Below are 18,571 nucleotides of genomic sequence, written 5' to 3' on the forward strand. Positions count from 1 at the left end.
GTCATCCCTCCCCGCCCGTTACGTTCGCGCCCGCCGTTTGCGACGGAGTATTCGTAGTTTCGCCCGTTGCTGGCGCGCTGGCAGGTGCCGGCACGTCGACGCTGTGCGCCAGGCTCGCGCCCGGTTTGCGCGCGACCAGCTTGGTCGGATCGCGCATGTCGAACCGGATCCAGCCGCGCCCCAGCAGCGGCCTTGCCCCGTCAAGTTCGGCGAACTTTACCAGCGCACGCGGCGCACCGTCTTCGGGCAGCGCCAAAGTCTCGCCGCTCTCGAACGTCAGGTCCCAGCGCCGATTGCCGACCCAAGTCGCCGCCTTCACGCGCGGCTTGAGCGCAGGCGCGGCGGCGAGCAGTGTCTGGTACGACGCCTCCTGCCGATCCGCGCCCGGCCCGATCACCAGCGGCAGATTCGGGATCGCATCGGGCTGAACCGGCTCCAGGAGCACCCCTGACGAATCGATCAGCGTGAGCTGGCCATTGTCCTGCCACACCGCCGCGGGGGTCCGCTCGACGATATCGACCAGCATCGTGTTCGGCAGCCGCCGCGAGACGTGCGCGTCCGCGATCCAGCCATAGCGCAGCAGCTTCTGCCGCACCGCCTCAAGATCGACCGACAGCATCGACGTCTGGTTCTGCTTGTCCTCCAGCGCGACCGCATAGACCGACATCCGGTCCATCCGCTTGAGGCCCGTCACCTCGATCTGCTCGACCTTGAAGCCCGCGCGCCCGGCACCTTCTGCCACCGCCGCGCCGATCATGCCAGGAATGCCGACCCACGTCGCCGCCGCGATCGCCACCGCACCGCCCGCGCCGAGGATCGACCACGTCGCGATTTTCCGCAGCGTGTCCTCGCTGACCGGGAGCATCCCGACCAGCCGGTCCATGACCGACACCTTCTTGACCGCGACCTTCCGGCGCGGGGCGGGCCGCTTGGGCGGCGGACCGCGCTTGATCGTGCGGCTCATGGAGAGGGGTGATCCGCGATCGCCTCGTCGACGATCGCCTGCACCAGCTCGGCATAGCTCATGCCGATATGCCGTGCCTGCTCGGGAACGAGGCTCAGCGGCGTCATCCCCGGCTGCGTATTCACCTCGAGCAGGAACAGTCCGTCGACGCCGCGCTCGTCATCCCAACGGAAGTCCGACCGCGACGCGCCCTTGCAGCCGAGCAACCGGTGCGCTTCGAGCGCGAGGCTCTTGCAGGCGTCGGTGATCTCGTCGGGAATCTCCGCCGGGCAGACGTGGACCGTCATCCCATCGGTGTATTTCGCGTCGTAATCATACCAGCCGCTCTTGGGCTTCAACTCGGTAACGCCGAGCGCCTTGCCGCCGAGCACCGCAGTCGTCAGCTCGCGCCCACGGATATAGGGCTCGGCGAGCAATTCCTCGAACTCGCCCCACGGCCCGACGCTATCGCGCGCGATCGGATTTCCGTAATTGCCGCTGTCCGTGACGATCGCCACGCCGACCGAGGAACCCTCGTTGACCGGCTTCAGCACATAGGGCCGCGCCATCGGATCGCTCTCGAACAGGTCCGCGGACTTGACGATCCGCCCACCTGGCATCGGCACGCCCGCGGGGACGAGCAGCAGCTTGGTCAGCACCTTGTCGATCGCGATCACCGACGTGGCGAGACCCGAATGGGTGTAGCGGAGGCCCATCAGGTCGAGCAGCCCCTGCACCGAACCGTCCTCGCCAGGCGTCCCATGCAGCGCATTGAACACGAGGTCGGGCTGAGCCTCGGCCAGCTTGGCAGCAACATCCCGCCCCATATCGATCCGCGTAACCCGGTGCCCGAGCGACTCAAGCGCATCGGCACAGCCATTACCCGACATCAGCGAAACCTCACGCTCCGCCGACCAGCCGCCCATGAGCACCGCGATGTGAAGAGGCGATGTCATAGCCCTCTCCCCTCCGGGGAGAGGGTTGGGTAAGGGGCAGTTCCGGGCGCTGCACTGTTTGGCAGCCCCTCACCCCGACCCTCTCCCCGCAGGGGAGAGGGAGCAGCGATGCCGACCCGCTGGATTTCCCATTCCAACGTCACCCCCGAATGCGCCTTCACTCTATCACGTACCTCTTCACCCAGCGCCTCGATCTCCGCGCTCGACGCGGACCCGAGGTTCAGCAGGAAATTACAATGCTTCTCACTGACCTGCGCATCGCCGCGAGTCAGCCCCCGACACCCGGCCGCGTCGATCAACGCCCAAGCCTTGTGCCCCTCGGGATTCTTGAACGTCGACCCGCCGGTGCGCGACCGCAAAGGCTGCGAAGCCTCGCGCTCGGCCGCAATCCGGTCCATCTCCGCACCGATCACGGCTGGCTCGCCGGGCGTGCCGGAAAACAGAGCCTCGACCACCACCGCGCCAGCGGGCAGGTCGGAATGGCGATAGGTGAACCCGAGTTTCTCGGCGGACCAGACTTCGACCGAACCGTCGCGCGTGACGACGGTAGCCTCGACCAGAATGTCGCTGACATCCCGTCCATAAGCCCCCGCGTTCATCCGAACTGCACCGCCGACAGTACCCGGTATCCCACGCAGAAACTCAAGCCCGGCAATCCCAGCATCCCGCGCGGCACTGGCAACGGTAATCCCCATCGCCCCCGCACCCGCACGAACGCGACCGTCTTGCACCGAAACCTTCGCCATAGCCTTGGGAAGCCGCACCACGACCCCCGGTACGCCGCCATCGCGTACAATCAGGTTCGAGCCTACGCCGACCGGTAGCACTGAAGTCGAAGGGTCGAGGGTCTTTAGCAACTCCGCCAAATCCTCGACATCCGCAGGCCGCACCAGCCACTCCGCCGGGCCACCTGTACGAAACCAGATGAAGTCCGCCAGACTGCCATTAGCCGTTAGAGTACCACGCAGCTCCTCCCCGGCACGGGGAGGGGGACCGCCAAAGGCGGTGGAGGGGGCTCGGCCAGAAGCGTTACGCTCGTGGACGCCCCCCTCCACCATGCCCTGCATGGTCCCCCTCCCCGTGCCGGGGAGGATTTGCGACGCGCCACTCACGCCATCACCTTCGCGCGCTCGGCCGCGATCGCATCTGCGAGGCCAGCCGCCCACTTGGTAATGTCACCAGCGCCGAGACAAACGACCATGTCATCCGCCTCGATCGTAGCCGCCAACTCCACCGCGAGCGCATCCGCATCCGCGACCACACCCGCGAACCGGTGCCCGCGCCGCTTCAACCCCTCGACCAAAGCCGCCGCATCGACGCCCTCGACCGGCGCCTCGCCCGCCGCATAGACCGGCGTCACCAACACCCGATCCGCATCGTTGAACGCCGTCTGGAAATCCTCCATCAGATTGCCAAGCCGCGAATAGCGATGCGGTTGCACGACCGCGATCACGCGACCCTTCACGCCCTCGCGAGCCGCCGCCAGCACGGCCCGGATCTCGACCGGGTGATGGCCGTAGTCGTCGATTATCGTGACCCCAGCCACTTCACCGACCTTGGTGAAGCGCCGTTTCACGCCGCCGAACTTGGCAAACCCCTGCTGGATCGTCGCATCCGCAATTCCCAGTTCCAGCGCCACGCCGATCGCCGCCAGCGCGTTCTGCACATTGTGCCGCCCCGGCATCGGCATCTCGATCCCCGAAATCGTCCGCGTCGCGCCATCGCGCTCACGCACCACGCAATCGAACCGGTTGCCGCCCGGGATCGGCGTAACCTCCACCCCGCGCACGTCAGCCTGCGCCGAGAAACCGTACGTCACGACCCGACGATCGCGCACCCGCGGCAGGATCCCCTGCACCTCCGGATGATCGAGACACAGCAACGCCGCGCCATAGAACGGCACATTCTCGACGAACTCGACGAACGCATCCTTCACTGCGTCGAACGAGCCGTAATGGTCGAGATGCTCGGGATCGATGTTGGTGACGACCGCGATCGTGCCGTCGAGCCGCAGGAAGCTGCCGTCGCTCTCGTCCGCTTCCACCACCATCCAGTCGCTCGCGCCCAGCCGCGCATTCGAACCGTAAGAGTTGATGATCCCACCGTTGATGACCGTCGGATCGACCCCGCCCGCATCGAGCAGCGCGGCTACCATCGAGGTCGTCGTCGTCTTCCCGTGCGTGCCAGCCACCGCGACGGTCGACTTCAACCGCATCAGTTCGGCGAGCATTTCCGCGCGCCGCACGACCGGGACACGTGCATTCAGCGCCGCCTCGACCTCAGGGTTCGAGCGCACGATCGCGGTCGACACGACCACCACCGCGGCGTCGCCGATGTTCGACGCGGCATGGCCGATCGCCACCGGAATGCCCTTGTCGCGCAACCCCTGCACCACATAGCCCTCGGCCACGTCGGAGCCCTGCACGCGGTAGCCGAGGTTCTTCATCACCTCGGCGATGCCCGACATGCCAATCCCGCCGATCCCGACGAAGTGGATCGTGCCGATATCCGTTGCGACGCCCTTCATGCGAACTGCGCCTTGGGCGTGGAGGGCGCAGCGACCGGAATCCGCGACAACGGTGCATCCAGGCTCTCGACCAGATCGGCCAGATCGCTCGCCGCATTCGGCCGCCCGCAACTGCGCGCACGCCCCGCCGCATTCTGCAACGCCGCCGGATCGAGCCCGAGTTTCTGCATCTGCTTGGCCAGTTCCACTGCGGTAAAGTCTCCCTGCGCGATCGTCCGCGCGCCGCCCGCCCGCGTGATCTCGCGCGCGTTCACGGTCTGATGGTCGTCGGTAGCACCCGGCAGCGGCACCAGGATCGCCGGCCGACCCGCCGCCGTCAGTTCCGAAATCGTCGAAGCGCCCGCGCGTGCGATCACCAGATGCGCCCACGCCAGCTGCTCGGGCATATCGGGCAGATACGTCGCCAGCTCGGCCGGAATATGATGCTCGGCGTACTTGGCGCGCACCGCATCGATATCCTCGATCCGTGCCTGATGAGTCACCTGCAACCGCCGCCGGAAGGTCACCGGCAGCATCGCCAGACCGTCGGGCACGACCTGCGACAATATGCTCGCCCCCTGGCTCCCCCCGGTCACAAGCACACGGAAGATGCCGTCTTCCTCCAACAGCGGATACGGCCGCGAGCGCAGCGCCAGCACCGCCTCGCGCACCGGGTTGCCGACCAGATGCGCCTTGCCCAGCAGCTTCGGCGCGAGGCGCTCGGTCGGCTCGGACGAGGTCGCGATCGCGTCCACGCGCCCCGCGACGAAGCGGTTCACGCGCCCCAGCACCGCGTTCTGCTCGTGCACCGCGGTCGGGATCTTATCCGCGAACGCCGCCAGCAACGCCGGCAGCGCAGGATAGCCGCCGAAGCCGATCACGGCCGCCGGCTTGAAGGTCCGGTATAGTTCGCGCGCCATCGCTCGCCCGCGCCACATCTCGCGCGTGGCCCGAGCCCAGCCGAGCGGCCCGCCGGTAAAGCGTCCAGCCGGCAGTACATGCGTCTGGATGTCCTGGAACAGCCCCGGAAAGCGCACGCCGCGCGCATCGCTGACCAGCGCGACACGGTGGCCACGCTTGGTCAGTTCGGCGGCGAGCGCCGCTGCCGGGACCATGTGTCCCCCGGTACCGCCGGCTGCGAGGACGTAATGCTTACTCATTCACCACTCCAGCGGACGACATAGGGGCTCCGCGTGAGAAACGGATTGCGCCGGGTAAACGCCAGCAGCAACCCCATGCCGACCGACAACGCGATCATCGACGACCCGCCATAGCTGATGAACGGCAGCGTCATACCCTTCGACGGTGCGAGGCCGGTGTTCACCGCCATGCTGACCAGCGCCTGCGCACCGAACTGTGTCGCCAACCCGGCGGAGGCGAGGAGCTTGAATTCGTCCTGCTCATCCAGCAGCTTGACGAACACCCGCACGACGATCGCAAGGAAGATCACCGCAATTACCGAACACGCGATCAGCCCGAATTCCTCGCCGATCACCGAGAAGATATAGTCGGTATGCGCCTCGGGCAGCCCGAATTTCGCCGCACCAGCGCCGGGGCCTGTTCCGGTCCAGCCGCCCGCGGTCAGCGTATTATGCGCCGCATTCGTCTGGAAATGGTCGCCCGCGCCCTCGCCCTCGACACCGGGAAACAGGAACGCATCGATCCGCGACCGCGCCACGCCGTAGAAGACATAGGCGGCAATGAGCCCCGCCGGCGCCATCGCGACGAGGCCGAGCATCACCTTGGCCGGCGTCCCCGCGATCATCAGCAGCGCCATCCACACCGAGCAGAAGATGATCGTCTGGCCGAAATCGGGTTGCAGCATCAGCAGCACCGCGACGCCCGCGGTCATCGCGCCGGTGATCAGCACGGTCGGCAGCTCGGCATCCTTCGCGCGCAGCGACAACAGCCACGCGACCGTGACGATGAACAGCGGCTTCAGGAACTCCGACGGTTGGAACTGCGCAAAGCCGACGCCGAGCCAGCGTCGCGCGCCGTTCGCCTCGACCCCGATGAACGGCGTCACCATCAGCATCAGCACGAACAGCGCGCACCCGCCGATCGCCATCCGCCGCGCCATCGACACGGGCATCATCGACACGCCGAACAGTACGGGGAGCGACACGCCGACCCACATCAACTGCCGCCAGAAATAGTAGAGCGGCGCGATCTTGTGGTGCTCGCCCGAATAACGGACCGCGCTTGCCGGCGACGCCGCCGCGACCGCAATCAGCCCGATCGCAATCAGGAACAGCGTCAGCAGCAACAGCATCCGGTCGATATCCCAGAACCACGTGCCGAGCGGCGACTGATCGCCCCGCCCGCCGCGCCGCTTCATCTTCGCGACGATCCCGTTCTTCTGTCCGGACACACCCATATCCATGGTCCCAGCGCGCATATCGGTCATGCCAGCGACTCCACCGCAGCGCGGAACGCGGCCCCGCGTGCTTCGTAATCGCGAAACTGGTCGAAGCTAGCACAGGCTGGGGATAACAAAACAGTGTCGCCCGGCTTGGCGTTTGCGGCGGCAGTCCGGACGGCGGCGTCGAGCGTGCCGACGTTCTCGACGGGCATGGAATCTTTCAAAATCTCGGCGAATTTCGGGCCAGCCTCGCCGATCGTGTAGGCGTGGACGACGTGGCCGAAGGCGGGCTTGCAGGCGTCGAGGTCGTCGCCCTTCGCGCGGCCGCCGACGATCCAGTGGACCCTGTCGAACGCGGCCAAAGCCGGCGCAGTGCTTTCGGGATTGGTCGCCTTGCTGTCGTCGACATAGGCAACGCCGCCATACGCGGCGATCTGCTCCATCCGGTGCGGCAGGCCCGTGAAACTCGTGAGTCCGCGGTCGATATCGACTTCGCTCACGCCCAGCGCCTTGACCACGGCGATCGCGGCGAGTGCGTTCTGGGCGTTGTGCGGGCCCTGGAGCGTCGGCCAATCGCGCTGATCCATGCACACGCCCGGGGCGATCTTGGTGAGGTGCTCGCCCTTCGCCGACAGCCCGCGCGCGATCTCGGCGGACGACGCATCGCCGATGCCGATGACCGCGTCATGCTCGGCCGACTGCATCGCGAACAGCCGCGCCTTGGATGCCGCATAGCCTTCGAAGCCATCATAGCGGTCGAGATGATCCGGCGTGATGTTGAGCAACACCGCGACGTCGCAATCGAGCGTCTGCGTCAGGTCGATCTGGTAGCTCGACAGTTCGAGTACATAGACGCCGCCCTCGGGGAGCGCTTCCTGCTCGAGGATCGGCAGGCCGATATTGCCGCCCATCAGCGTGGGGATGCCGGCGGTTCGGAGAATGTGGTGGACGAGCGCAGTGGTGGTCGACTTGCCGTTGGTGCCGGTGATGCCGACGACCTTGTGCGGCGGGAGGTCCTCTCGGGCCTGCGCGAAGAGTTCGATGTCGCCGATGACGGAGACGCCCGCCGCGCGCGCGGCCGCGGCAAGCGGATGCGTGTTCAACGGCACCCCCGGCGATACGACCAGAGCGTCAAAGCCCGAGAGATCATCCAACGGAGCGACTTCTAAAAGCCCTCTCCCCKSMGGGGAGAGGGAGCAAAGACGGCACGCTTCGCCTCGTCGGAATCCCACGCGACAACGCTCGCCTCACCAGCCACCAACGCCCGCACAGTCGCAGCCCCAGACCGCGCCAGCCCCAGCACCGCATAGCGTTTCCCGCGCCAGGCCTGCGCAACAATCACCGCAACTTCAACGTCGACAGACCGACCAGTGCCAGCACCAGCGCGATAATCCAGAAGCGGATCACGACGGTCGCCTCGGCCCAGCCGAGTTGTTCGAAATGATGGTGGATCGGCGCCATCCGGAACACGCGCTTGCCGGTGCGCTTGTAGAAGAACACCTGGATGATCACCGAGAGCGCCTCGATCACGAACAGGCCGCCGATGATCCCCAGCACGATCTCATGGTGCGCGACGACCGCGATCGTCCCCAGCGCACCGCCCAGAGCCAGCGAACCGGTATCGCCCATGAACACCGCGGCCGGCGGCGCATTGAACCACAGGAACGCGAGCCCTGCCCCAACGATAGCCCCGCAGAATATCGCCAGTTCACCTGCGCGAGGGACATGCGGAATGCCGAGATAGTCCGCGAACTTCACGTTCCCGACCAGGTACACGATCACCATGAACGCGACGCTGGCGATGATCACCGGCATCGTCGCCAGCCCGTCGAGCCCATCGGTGAGGTTCACCGCATTGCCGAACGACACGATCGTGAACGCTGCGAACACCGGGAAGAACCAGCCGAGATCGAGGTACATGCGCGACGTGAACGGCAGATACAGATGCGGCCCGTTCTGCGACATGATAATCGTCGCGGCGACGCCGGCGATGATGAACTCGAGAAGCAGTCGCGTGCGCCCGCTGATCCCCGCCGTGCTCGCCTTGCGCACCTTGTCATAGTCGTCGAGGAACCCGATCGTCCCGAAGCCGAGCGTCACGAACAGGCACGCCCAGACGTACGGATTGCTCAGGTCCATCCACAGGAAGATGGCGAGGCACATCGAGGTCAAGATCATCAGCCCGCCCATCGTCGGCGTGCCACGCTTCGACAGATGCGACTGCGGGCCGTCGGCGCGGATCGGCTGGCCCTTGCCCTGCCGCACGCGCAACCAGCCGATGAACTTCGGCCCGATGATCAGGCCGATGATCAGCGCGGTCGCGACCGCGCCACCGGTCCGCACCGTCTGGTAACGGATGAGGTTCAGCAGGCCGGGAAACCCCAGATGCTCGGCGAGCCAGTACAACATTCAGTTAATCCCGCCTTTGAGGCCAGTCTGGAGACCCGCCACGACGCGAGCGAGCCCCACCCCGTTCGATCCCTTGACGAGCACGACATCGCCGGGCGCCAGGATCGTCCGTAACGACGCGAGCGCGGCCGCAGCGTCGCCCACATGGACGGTTTCGATCTGTCCCTCAAGCACCTGCGCTAACGGCGCCATCGCTTCACCGACGAGCAGCGCCATTTCGACGCGCGCGGCGAGAATGGGCTCGGCGAGGCCGGCGTGATAGTCGTCGGAGCCCTCGCCCAGCTCGCGCATTTCGCCGAGTACCGCGATGTGGCGGCCCGGCTCGTGGCTGAGGACGCTTAACGTCGCGCGCATCGATGCAGGGTTGGCGTTGTAGCTCTCGTCGATCACCAGCGCCTGGCCTTCGCCGACGGTCACCAGCGACCGCGCGCCGCGACCTTGCAATCCGCCGAGTTCGGCCAGCGCGAGGCCGGCGAGTCCAAGATCACTGCCGGCCGCCTGCACGCAGGCCAGCACGCCGAGCGCATTGGACACCCAGTGCGCGCCGGGCTGCGCGATCGTGAAGCTCAGCTCGTGCTCGGCCCCCTGCCCCATCCGCGCGGTGACGAACGTCCCGCCGGTCGGCAGCCGCATCGCCTCGATCGCGCGAACGTCAGCGCTCTTTTCACTGCCGAACGTAACGATATGATCGGCGTGCGGCGCGGCATGGCCGAGCAGGCGATCGCGGTGCGGGCTGTCGGAGGGGACGATCGCCGTCCCGTCCGGTTCGAGCCCGGCAAAGATCTCCCCCTTGGCATCGGCGATCGCGCTCTCGTCGGGAAAGAACGCGGTATGCGCAGGCGCGATCGCGGTGATCATCGCGATGTGCGGGCGGACGAGCTGGGTCAGCTCGGCAAGCTCACCGGCGTGGTTCATCCCCATCTCGAACACGCCGAACTTCGCGGCGCGCGGCATCCGGGCGAGGCTGAGCGGGACGCCGGTGTGATTGTTGTAGCTCTTGACCGAGCGGTGCACGTCGCCGGGGGCAGCGCGGTCGAGGCAGGCGAACAGCGCTTCCTTCGCGCTGGTCTTCCCAACCGACCCGGTGACACCGATGATCTTGGCGGACGAGCGCGCGCGGCTGGCGCGGCCAAGTTCGTTCAATGCGGCGAAGCTATCTGCAACAAGGACGTGCGGATGGTTGCAAGCCTCGGACACGATCGCCCCCGCCGCGCCCTGTGCGAAGGCCTGGTCAAGGAAGAGGTGCCCGTCGCTGGCCTCGCCCTTCATCGCAATAAAGAGGTCGCCGGGCCCAACTTCGCGCGAGTCGAACGCAACGCCAGTGACGGCGAAGTCACCAGACGCCACACCACCGGTAGCGGCTGCGATCTCAGCTGAAGTCCACAGACTCACTGCTCCCCTCCCGCCTGCGGGAGGGGTCGGGGGAGGGGCTGACCAAACAGACCGGACGCCAGTACGTACGTCGCGCCCTCCCCTAGCCCCTCCCGCAGGCGGGAGGGGAATGATGATGTCGCCGCCCTCACGCCGCGCACTCCCGCGCGACGCTCACGTCGTCGAACGGCAGGACCATGTCCCCGACGATCTGCCCCTGCTCATGCCCCTTGCCCGCGATCAGCACGATATCCTCGGGCCCAGCCTCGCGCACCGCCGCGCCGATCGCCGCGCGCCGGTCGCCGATTTCCTCAGCCCCCCGCGCGCCCTTCAGGACGTCGCAACGGATCGCGCGAGCGTCCTCGGTCCGCGGGTTGTCGTCCGTCACGATCACACGGTCAGCATGCTGTACCGCGACCTGCCCCATCGTCTCGCGCTTGCCCGTGTCGCGGTCGCCGCCAGCGCCGAACACGACGATCAGCTTGCCGCCAGCATGTGGCTTGAGCGCAGCGATTGCTGCTTCGAGAGCATCGGGCGTATGCGCATAATCAACGTACACCGGTGCACCCGACTTCGCGATAACCGCGCGTTCGAGCCGCCCGCGTACCGGTTGCAGGCGCGCGAGATTGGCGATCGTCGCGGCCACATCGCCCCCGGTCGCGATCACCAGCCCAGCCGATACCAGCGCATTCGCCGCCTGGTAGGCACCAATCAGCGGCAAGGTGACCTTGTACGTCTGGCCGTCGGCCTCGATCGTCAACCCCTGCCCGAGCAACGTCGGATCGCGCCCCACCAGCCGCAGCGTCTCACCCTGCGTGCCGACCGTCACCAAGCGATTGCCGCGCTCGCGCGCCAGATCGATCACCCGCGCCGACTGCGGATCATCCGCCCAGACAACCGCGGCGCCGTCGGTCGACAACACCTCAGAAAACAGCCGGATCTTGGCCGTGAAATACGCCGCCATGTCGCCATGATAGTCGAGATGGTCGCGACTGAGGTTGGTGAACGCCGCCGCAGCCACCTTCAGACCCTCGGTCCGATACTGCGTCAGCCCGTGACTGGAAGCCTCGAACGCCAGATGCGTCACGCCTTCACGCGCAAGCCCAGCCACGTTCGACAGGAACGTCACCACATCCGGCGTGGTCAGCCCGGTCGTCACCCGCTCGTCGGCCGTCGTAACCCCGAGCGTACCGATCGACGCCGCATGAAACCCCGCCATCCGCCACAGCTGCCGGGTCATCTCGACGCACGACGTCTTCCCGTTGGTCCCCGTGATCGCCACCGACGTCTCGGGAAACGGCGCGAAAAACTTCGCCGCCAGTTGCGCGAACCGCTCGCGGGGGTTGTCGTCGGCGATGTACGTCGCGCCCTCGACCGTCAGCCCAGGCCGCGCGACCACCGCGATCGCACCCGAGCGGATCGCGTCCTCGATAAAGTCCTCACCATTCACGCGCGCGCCTTCGAACGCGCCGAACACCGTGCCCGGCGCGACCTTGCGGTGATCGATCGCGAACCCCGTCACCTGCGCCTCTTCCGTCCCGTCGGTCAGCGCTGCGAGTTTCATGCAATAGTCCTCATTGCCCGGTCGGCTGTGTACGCGACGGGTCCTGCCACAAAGTCGGCAGGATGTCAGACACGTCGATGTCGCGGTGCGCGTCGGGCACCACGCCCAGGATCGCACCGACGCGCGAGATCGTGCGGCCGACCACCGGCGCGGTGTTCCACGCCGCCGTCTTCCACCCGGCGGTTTCCTTCGTCCCGAGCGGCGAGTCGAGCATCGCCAGCACGACATAGCGCGGCGCATCCATCGGGAATGCCGCGGCAAACGTCGCCACGTTGCGCGAATGATCATACCCGCCCGACACAGCGGCCTCGGCCGTCCCGGTCTTGCCACCGACGCGGTAGCCCGGTGCATCGCCCTTGCGACCCGTACCGCGCTGCACGATCAGCCGCAGCATCTGCCGCATCCGCGCGCTCGTCTGCTCGCTGATAACACGACGACCGGCAACCGCATGACCCGGCGCGACCTTGAGCAACGTCGCCGGCCGCCAGATCCCGCCATTGACCAACGCGGCATAGGCGCTCGCCAGATGCAGCGGAGTCACCGCGATGCCGTGGCCATAGGCAGTGGTCATCGTCGTCGTCCGCGCCCAGTATTTCGGCCACAACGGACGGCCCTTTTCGCGCAGTTCGATATCGGGCTTGGTATCGAAGCCAAGTTTCTTGAACATCGCCTGCATCTTCGCGGGCCCGACCTCGTCGGCCACACGTGCGGTGGCGATGTTGGACGAATAGATTAGCGTCTCGGCCATGTTGAGCCAGCGCTTCGGATCGCCGCGCTCGTCATGGATCGTGAAGCGCCCGACCTGCAACGGATGCGTCGCATCGAAGCGCCGCGCAAACGATGTGACGACACCCGTGTCCATCGCGGTCGCCATCGTGATCGGCTTGAACGTGGAGCCAAGCTCGAACACGCTCTGAGTCGTGATGTTGCGAAGCTGTTCGCTACCCGACATGCCGACGCGGTTGGGGTTGAAGGTCGGCAACGAGACCATCGCGATCACCTCGCCGGTCGCCACATCGAGGACGATGCCGCCAGCCCCGCGGGCCGAAAACGTCGTCATCGCGCGACCGAGTTCGCTCTCCATCGCCGCCTGGACGCGGTTGTCGAGCGACAGTGCGACCGGCGTACCGTTGAGCGCGGGATTGGTCAGCCGCTCGTCGAGCACGCGCTCCATCCCGCTCATGCCGTGGCCCGCGGTCGACAGGAAGCCGAGCGCATGCGCCGCCATCGTCGATTGCGGGTACAGCCGCTGCGTATCGCGGTCGAACACGATCGCCGGCTCGCCGATCGCATTGACCTGCTCGACCAGCGCCGGCGACGCGCGCCGCTGGAGATAGATGAAGCTCTTGTCCGACGTCAGCAGCGCATAATAATGCGCCTGGTCGCCCGCCTCGGGCATCAGCGCGGCAAGCTTGCTGGCGATCTCGGTCGGGTCGCCGATCAGCTTCTTCGGGTGCACCGCGATCGTCCACGCATCGATCGTCCGCGCGAGCGGCGCGCCGTTACGATCGACGATATCGCCGCGTGCCGCGATCGCCGCCGAGCGCGCCTGCGGATCGGCGAGCGACGCCTGCACCGCCAGCATTCCGAGCCGACCGACCACCACCAGCACCGCTGCTCCGAACAGGAACATCAGCATCATCAGGCGCGTGTGCGCCGTCGCCACCAGTGCATGACGCTGGTTGGCGCTACGTTGCTGCGAGACGGGCCGGGCGACCAAGGCGGTCACCGCCGCTTACGGCTCTCGGAGCGGGCGCCGCTCATGATGTCACCCAGCGTCGTGTCGGACAGCAGCTTCCGGTCGAGCATCGCGACCGCCTGCGGGCGGACTTTCGAGACTGCTGCGAGGCGTTCGGTCTTAGCGGCGCTGACAAGCGCGGCCTCCGCGGAGCGCGGCGTCGAAACCGAAGCGCGGATCACGACCGGCTGGAGCGCCGTCTTGGACGCTGCCTGGATCGCGACGTTCATCGCGCGCGGTGCGCTGACCTGCGCCATCTGCACCGGAGCAAGCTTCACCACGGCAGGAGCAGCGGTGACCGGCACGGCCGACGTGGAGACGACGGACCCCGCCCCCGACGGCACGAGCAGCGCGGCGGTCTGGACCCCGTCCGCGCGCAGGCTGTTGACGTCGAGCGCCGCGAGCGCGGCCTCGCTCACGACGAACTGGCCCGCCGTCGGTGCCGACAGTGCCAGCGTATCGCCGTTCCAGCGCTCGAGCTGCGCCAGATTGCCCCGCGTATCGAACTCGGTTTCCAGCGCACGGATGTCGCGCTGCGCCGAGCGGATCTGACCATTGACCGCCTCCAGCTTCTTGCGCTCGGCGGCGACCTGCAGCGACACGAGGTAGAAACCGAGCACGACGGCCACGCAGCCCCCGAACCAGCCCACACCCTTCATCCGATACGCCGCCGTCATGTCGTCACCTCTTCCGTCCAGGGTTGCGCGGAGGTCCGCCGCGCCGTCCGTAATGTCGCCGAGCGCGCCCGCGGGTTGCGTGCGATCTCAGCCTCGCCGGCGCGAACACCGCGGCCGACATGAGAAAAACTAGGTTCTGCAACGGCTTTCACCTGCGGAAGATGACGCGAACCTGAAGGAGAGCCCCCAGACCGCGTGCGCAGGAAGCGCTTCACCATCCGGTCCTCGAGGCTGTGGAACGTCACGATCGCGAGCCGACCGCCGGGCTTCAGCACGCGTTCGGCCGCCAGCAGCCCGTCGGCCAGTTCGCCCAACTCGCGGTTCACGTGGATCCGGATCGCCTGGAACGCGCGGGTCGCGGGATCCTTCTTGTCGTGCGCCTTGTAGCCGAGCGCGCGGCGGACGATGTGCGCCAGCTCGCCGGTCCGCGTCAGCGGGCGCGCCGCGACGATCGCGCGGGCCACGCGACGCGACTTGGGCTCGTCGCCGTACTGATACAGCACGTCGGCGATCTCGTTCTCGTCCGCCTCGTTGACGAAGTCCGCCGCCGACATGCCGGCCTGCGCCATCCGCATGTCGAGCGGGCCGTCCGACTGGAACGAGAAGCCGCGCTCGGCCTGGTCGAGCTGCATCGACGACACGCCGATATCGAGCGTCACGCCGTCCACCGGGGCAAGGCCGCGCGATTCGAGTTCGGACGCCATCGCCGAGAAGTCCGCGGCGATCAGGGTCAGGCCTTCTTCGGCCTCTTCCATCGCGCGACCATTGGCGATCGCGTCTGGATCACGATCGAACGCGACGATCCGCGCGCCCGACTTGAGCAACGCCAGCGTGTAGCCGCCCGCGCCGAACGTGCCGTCGACCATCGTCTCGCCGGGCTCGGGGGAAAGCGCAGCGAGGACTTCGTCGAGCAAAACGGGGATGTGCGGAGCGTCGGGGGAACTCACAGCTGCACCCCCTTCTCGGCCATGTAGAAGCGCGCCATCTCCTTGACGACGGGGGGCATGCCGTCGGTGGCGATCAGCGTCGCGGGGTCCCAGATCTCGATGTAGTCGAGCACGCCGTAGAAGAACGCATGGCCCTTGATGCCCGCATAGAAGCGCGGGAACGCGGGCATGATGAAGCGACCGGAGCCGTCGAACGGCACCGCTTCGCCGGACGCGGCGGCGCGCTTGATATTGTAGTCGTATTCGCCGTTCTCGGACGTGTTCTCGGATTCGCGGCGATCGAGGCGCTCGGCGAGGATGTCGACGTAACCGGGATCATACGCGACCAGGCAGCGATTCTTCTGATGCGCGCCGATGATGATGGTCCCGCCGTCCTTGCCGTTCGCCTTGGGCGCATTTGCCGAGAGCGTGGTGCGGAGCGCCGAGGGGATGGCTACCCGGCCCTTGTCGTCGACAAGGCCGATACCGTCTCCTTGATAGCGACCACGCACCGACACGCCAAAACCCTTCGAATGGCGCACATGATTCACCGTCCCGAGCCGCGACCCTCGTCGCGCCTCGACCGCAGCAATCGCCGACGGTGAAACATGCCCCTGTATTAATCTCCATCTACCATAGCGGACTGGGGACGCAACGGGATTTTTGGGGATTGGACGGAATCCATGACAGGTTTCGTCGACCAAAGCGGGGAAAATTGCACCCCACACCGCGGATTAACGCGCCGTTAGGGACGTTCGGCTGGGGAATTCCGGGGATCAGGCACAATCGGCGGTTCGAACGGGCAGCCTCGATGGGCACGCGCGAATGTTCAACGCGCCATGGATCGTGTCCGGCGATGTGCAATCATCGATGTGCAATCAAGGGCAGCAATCAGCCTCAGCGAGTCGCGGATTGACCATTTGCACTGGGAGCTACGCCCATTTCGGCCAGGGGTTCGGTGGGATCCGCGGCGTCCCCACTGTTCGTCACGCCCATGTTGGCCACCACGTCCGGCTGGGCGGCCCCTACCGCCGCGACCGGCCGCTCGCGGCTTGCAGAGCCGATGATCGCGCTGGCAAGCCCGATCAAAAGCACCACAGCCGCAAGGCCGATCAGGCCGACCTTGATGCGCTGCATGCGCTGATAGGGATCGTTGGGTGACTTCATCTTGTCGCGTTCCGATACCCGACCATCGTCCCGCTGTCGATTCTCGACGCAGGGCGGCTCAAGTCAGGCCCTTGGCTGCGCGCCATTCGGGATCGTACAGCGTCGACAGATATCGGAATCCGGTATCGCACAGAATCGTCGCGATGCGCTTTCCCGGACCCAGATGCCGCGCCAGCGCGACCGCTCCCGCGACGTTGATACCCGACGACAAGCCGAGGCAGAGTCCTTCGTCGTCGAGCAGCCGGCGAACCCAGGCATACCCCTCCTGGTCCGAGATCCGGAACTGGGTGTCGATCGGCGCGCCTTCGAGGTTGGCGGTGATTCGCCCCTGCCCGATCCCCTCGGCGACCGACGATCCCTCGGACTTCAGTTCGCCGTGCGCATAATAGTTGTAGAGCGCGGCGCCGTGCGGGTCGCTAAGTGCGATGCAGACCGCCTCGTCCTTGGCCTTCAGCCCCAGCCCGACGCCGGCGATCGTCCCGCCGGTACCGGCCGCGCAAGTGAAGCCATCGACCCGGCCCTCCATCTGCGCCCAGATTTCCTCGGCGGTGCCGACGATGTGGGCGCGACGGTTGGCGATATTGTCGAACTGGTTCGCCCAGATCGCGCCCGGCGTCTCGTCGGCGATCCGGCGCGAGGTATGGACGAAATGGCACGGCGACGAGAACGCCGCCGCAGGCACCAGCACCAGTTCGGCGCCCAGAGCCCTGAGCGTGTCCATCTTCTCGCGGCTCTGCGTCTCGGGCATGACGATGATCGTCTTGTAGCCCTTGGCGTTGGCGACCAGCGCGAGACCGATACCGGTGTTGCCCGCGGTCCCCTCGACGATCGTGCCGCCGGGCTGGAGCAGACCCCGCTCCTCCGCATCCTCGACGATGAACAGCGCCGCGCGATCCTTGACCGACGCGCCGGGGTTGGCGAATTCGCACTTTCCGAAGATATCGCAGCCCGTTGCGTCGCTCGGCCCTTTCAGTCGAACGAGCGGTGTGTTGCCGATCAGGGCGAGCGTATCAGATGTCGTGTGCATCGCCGACAAATGGCGCTGCCATCCGCCGCGGGCAACCCATCGAAAGTTTTGCGTGCTAAACACGATACGCCAAGCCGACAGGTCGTGCCGAACGCCTCTCGCGCAAACCCATAACGTGCTTCCAGGGTGGATTGATCCATGTTAGCCTCGCCACCTGTCCAAGTCGCGGCCAGGAAAAGGGCTATCGGTGATGAAAAACTACGAACATGCGCTGTCGTTGCTGGAGGAAGCAACGCGGATCATGCTCGCTGTCGGCGACACGCTGGTCGCCGCGCACATCGCGACACCGATCGACGTCATTGAAACGCGTCTCACCGCATTGCGCGGCATGCAGAAGCCCTGACCCCCGTCCGACGCGCGCTCGACATGCCGCGCGCCTTGATCAGCCCGTCAGCAAGGCTGACCTGTTCGTCGTCCGGGGATGCGATGGTAGCGCTTAAACCTTGACGCCCTATGCTGCATGCGCGAAGCGAGGTCCGCTATGAAGATCATCCCCATCACCGCCGTTGCCGCGCTGCTCGTGCTGGCTGCCTGCAACTCCAAGCCAGCCTCGCCAGAGGTGGTCGACACCAATCCCGATCCGATGGCGAACACGCTTGCGAACGCCGCGCCGGTCGAACTGCCGCCCGCGATCAAGTCAGAAAAGACGTTGCGTTGCAAGGACAACAGCCTGTTGTACGTGACGTTCTTCCAGGGCGACAAGCAGGCCGTGGTCCGCACCAAGCAGGACGGCACGCCAACCACGCTGAAGTCGGACGTCGCCGGTTCGCCGAAGACCGCCGAGGGCGGCTGGTCGATGACCGGCAACGAGGACAGCGTCACGCTGACTCGTCCGGGCAAGTCGGCGCAGATCTGCCACGCATAAGGCTCGATCGGCCAATATTTTGGCGTGAACGGTTTCAGAAACGGCTGGCGGTCTTTCCGC

17 protein-coding genes and 1 pseudogene are annotated in these 18,571 nt (G+C 66.5%); 2 read left to right on the plus strand and 16 right to left on the minus strand.

Translation table 11 applies throughout. The features are described from left to right. Position 1: 1 nt before the first annotated feature. From ASG20_RS09195 to ASG20_RS09270, 16 genes and pseudogenes are all read right to left on the minus strand, one after another. Positions 2 to 964, minus strand: a complete 963-nt coding sequence (locus tag ASG20_RS09195; RefSeq protein ID WP_056051324.1) for a cell division protein FtsQ/DivIB — start codon at positions 962 to 964, stop codon at positions 2 to 4. Beyond that, complete coding sequence (locus tag ASG20_RS09200; RefSeq protein ID WP_056051325.1) at positions 961 to 1,899, minus strand: D-alanine--D-alanine ligase; 939 nt, start codon at positions 1,897 to 1,899, stop codon at positions 961 to 963. The genes ASG20_RS09195 and ASG20_RS09200 overlap by 4 nt, the downstream gene beginning before the upstream one ends. Then, complete coding sequence (gene murB, locus ASG20_RS09205) at positions 1,896 to 2,957, minus strand: UDP-N-acetylmuramate dehydrogenase (protein WP_082470941.1); 1,062 nt, start codon at positions 2,955 to 2,957, stop codon at positions 1,896 to 1,898. The genes ASG20_RS09200 and murB overlap by 4 nt, the downstream gene beginning before the upstream one ends. 50 nt (positions 2,958 to 3,007) lie before the next feature. Next, positions 3,008 to 4,426 carry a UDP-N-acetylmuramate--L-alanine ligase gene (murC, locus tag ASG20_RS09210; RefSeq protein WP_056051327.1) on the minus strand — a complete coding sequence of 473 codons (1,419 nt, stop codon included), beginning with the start codon at positions 4,424 to 4,426 and terminating at the stop codon, positions 3,008 to 3,010. After that, positions 4,423 to 5,565 (minus strand): undecaprenyldiphospho-muramoylpentapeptide beta-N-acetylglucosaminyltransferase, encoded by a 1,143-nt coding sequence (murG, locus tag ASG20_RS09215; RefSeq protein ID WP_056051329.1) that lies wholly within the window; start codon positions 5,563 to 5,565, stop codon positions 4,423 to 4,425. Before murG ends, murC begins: the two co-directional genes overlap by 4 nt. Next, the gene (locus ASG20_RS09220; protein WP_060526809.1) at positions 5,562 to 6,743 is read right to left on the minus strand and encodes an FtsW/RodA/SpoVE family cell cycle protein; all 1,182 of its coding nucleotides are present in this window, start codon (positions 6,741 to 6,743) and stop codon (positions 5,562 to 5,564) included. Before ASG20_RS09220 ends, murG begins: the two co-directional genes overlap by 4 nt. 65 nt (positions 6,744 to 6,808) lie before the next feature. Continuing rightward, positions 6,809 to 8,109: pseudogene (murD, locus tag ASG20_RS09225) on the minus strand (UDP-N-acetylmuramoyl-L-alanine--D-glutamate ligase). Beyond that, a complete protein-coding gene (gene mraY, locus ASG20_RS09230) occupies positions 8,106 to 9,176 on the minus strand; it encodes a phospho-N-acetylmuramoyl-pentapeptide-transferase (protein ID WP_056051331.1) in 1,071 nt (356 codons plus the stop codon). Before mraY ends, murD begins: the two are co-directional and overlap by 4 nt. Then, positions 9,177 to 10,568, minus strand: coding sequence for a UDP-N-acetylmuramoyl-tripeptide--D-alanyl-D-alanine ligase (locus tag ASG20_RS09235; protein WP_056051334.1), 1,392 nt, complete (start codon positions 10,566 to 10,568; stop codon positions 9,177 to 9,179). Positions 10,569 to 10,695: 127 nt separating this feature from the next. After that, positions 10,696 to 12,111 carry a UDP-N-acetylmuramoyl-L-alanyl-D-glutamate--2,6-diaminopimelate ligase gene (locus ASG20_RS09240; RefSeq protein WP_056051337.1) on the minus strand — a complete coding sequence of 472 codons (1,416 nt, stop codon included), beginning with the start codon at positions 12,109 to 12,111 and terminating at the stop codon, positions 10,696 to 10,698. A 10-nt stretch (positions 12,112 to 12,121) separates the two neighbouring features. Continuing rightward, on the minus strand, positions 12,122 to 13,840 hold the full coding sequence (locus ASG20_RS09245; RefSeq protein ID WP_056051339.1) for a peptidoglycan D,D-transpeptidase FtsI family protein: 1,719 nt from the start codon (positions 13,838 to 13,840) through the stop codon (positions 12,122 to 12,124). After that, complete coding sequence (locus tag ASG20_RS09250) at positions 13,837 to 14,526, minus strand: hypothetical protein (protein WP_056051342.1); 690 nt, start codon at positions 14,524 to 14,526, stop codon at positions 13,837 to 13,839. The genes ASG20_RS09245 and ASG20_RS09250 overlap by 4 nt, the downstream gene beginning before the upstream one ends. Then, the gene (gene rsmH, locus ASG20_RS09255; RefSeq protein ID WP_056051344.1) at positions 14,523 to 15,473 is read right to left on the minus strand and encodes a 16S rRNA (cytosine(1402)-N(4))-methyltransferase RsmH; all 951 of its coding nucleotides are present in this window, start codon (positions 15,471 to 15,473) and stop codon (positions 14,523 to 14,525) included. The genes ASG20_RS09250 and rsmH overlap by 4 nt, the downstream gene beginning before the upstream one ends. After that, positions 15,470 to 15,994: a division/cell wall cluster transcriptional repressor MraZ gene (locus ASG20_RS09260; RefSeq protein ID WP_231420261.1), complete on the minus strand. Its 525-nt coding sequence runs from the start codon at positions 15,992 to 15,994 to the stop codon at positions 15,470 to 15,472. Before ASG20_RS09260 ends, rsmH begins: the two co-directional genes overlap by 4 nt. A 355-nt stretch (positions 15,995 to 16,349) precedes the next feature. Further along, entirely contained in the window at positions 16,350 to 16,619 is a 270-nt protein-coding gene (locus tag ASG20_RS09265) for a hypothetical protein (protein ID WP_056051346.1), read from the minus strand. Between the two features lie 58 nt (positions 16,620 to 16,677). Next, positions 16,678 to 17,646: a cysteine synthase A gene (locus tag ASG20_RS09270; protein WP_056052922.1), complete on the minus strand. Its 969-nt coding sequence runs from the start codon at positions 17,644 to 17,646 to the stop codon at positions 16,678 to 16,680. 190 nt (positions 17,647 to 17,836) lie between these two features. Here ASG20_RS09270 and ASG20_RS19370 point away from each other — a divergent pair, with 190 nt between their 5' ends. Both ASG20_RS19370 and ASG20_RS09275 read left to right on the plus strand, forming a co-directional pair. Next, entirely contained in the window at positions 17,837 to 17,989 is a 153-nt protein-coding gene (locus tag ASG20_RS19370) for a hypothetical protein (RefSeq protein WP_156364198.1), read from the plus strand. A gap of 138 nt (positions 17,990 to 18,127) precedes the next feature. Beyond that, positions 18,128 to 18,511, plus strand: a complete 384-nt coding sequence (locus tag ASG20_RS09275; protein ID WP_056051347.1) for a hypothetical protein — start codon at positions 18,128 to 18,130, stop codon at positions 18,509 to 18,511. Positions 18,512 to 18,571 lie beyond the last annotated feature (60 nt).

The sequence above is a fragment of the Sphingomonas sp. Leaf198 genome (assembly GCF_001424005.1).
Classification (GTDB): Bacteria; Pseudomonadota; Alphaproteobacteria; order Sphingomonadales; family Sphingomonadaceae; genus Sphingomonas.

Coding starts and splice junctions, on each gene's coding strand:
- ASG20_RS09195 (WP_056051324.1), bottom strand. CDS start 964: ATGAGCCGCACGATCAAGCGCGGTCCGCCGCCCAAGCGGCCCGCCCCG.
- ASG20_RS09200 (WP_056051325.1), bottom strand. CDS start 1,899: ATGACATCGCCTCTTCACATCGCGGTGCTCATGGGCGGCTGGTCGGCG.
- murB (WP_082470941.1), bottom strand. CDS start 2,957: ATGGTGGAGGGGGGCGTCCACGAGCGTAACGCTTCTGGCCGAGCCCCC.
- murC (WP_056051327.1), bottom strand. CDS start 4,426: ATGAAGGGCGTCGCAACGGATATCGGCACGATCCACTTCGTCGGGATC.
- murG (WP_056051329.1), bottom strand. CDS start 5,565: ATGAGTAAGCATTACGTCCTCGCAGCCGGCGGTACCGGGGGACACATG.
- ASG20_RS09220 (WP_060526809.1), bottom strand. CDS start 6,743: ATGAAGCGGCGCGGCGGGCGGGGCGATCAGTCGCCGCTCGGCACGTGG.
- mraY (WP_056051331.1), bottom strand. CDS start 9,176: ATGTTGTACTGGCTCGCCGAGCATCTGGGGTTTCCCGGCCTGCTGAAC.
- ASG20_RS09240 (WP_056051337.1), bottom strand. CDS start 12,111: ATGAAACTCGCAGCGCTGACCGACGGGACGGAAGAGGCGCAGGTGACG.
- ASG20_RS09250 (WP_056051342.1), bottom strand. CDS start 14,526: ATGACGGCGGCGTATCGGATGAAGGGTGTGGGCTGGTTCGGGGGCTGC.
- ASG20_RS09265 (WP_056051346.1), bottom strand. CDS start 16,619: ATGAAGTCACCCAACGATCCCTATCAGCGCATGCAGCGCATCAAGGTC.
- ASG20_RS09270 (WP_056052922.1), bottom strand. CDS start 17,646: ATGCACACGACATCTGATACGCTCGCCCTGATCGGCAACACACCGCTC.
- ASG20_RS19370 (WP_156364198.1), top strand. CDS start 17,837: ATGAAAAACTACGAACATGCGCTGTCGTTGCTGGAGGAAGCAACGCGG.
- ASG20_RS09275 (WP_056051347.1), top strand. CDS start 18,128: ATGAAGATCATCCCCATCACCGCCGTTGCCGCGCTGCTCGTGCTGGCT.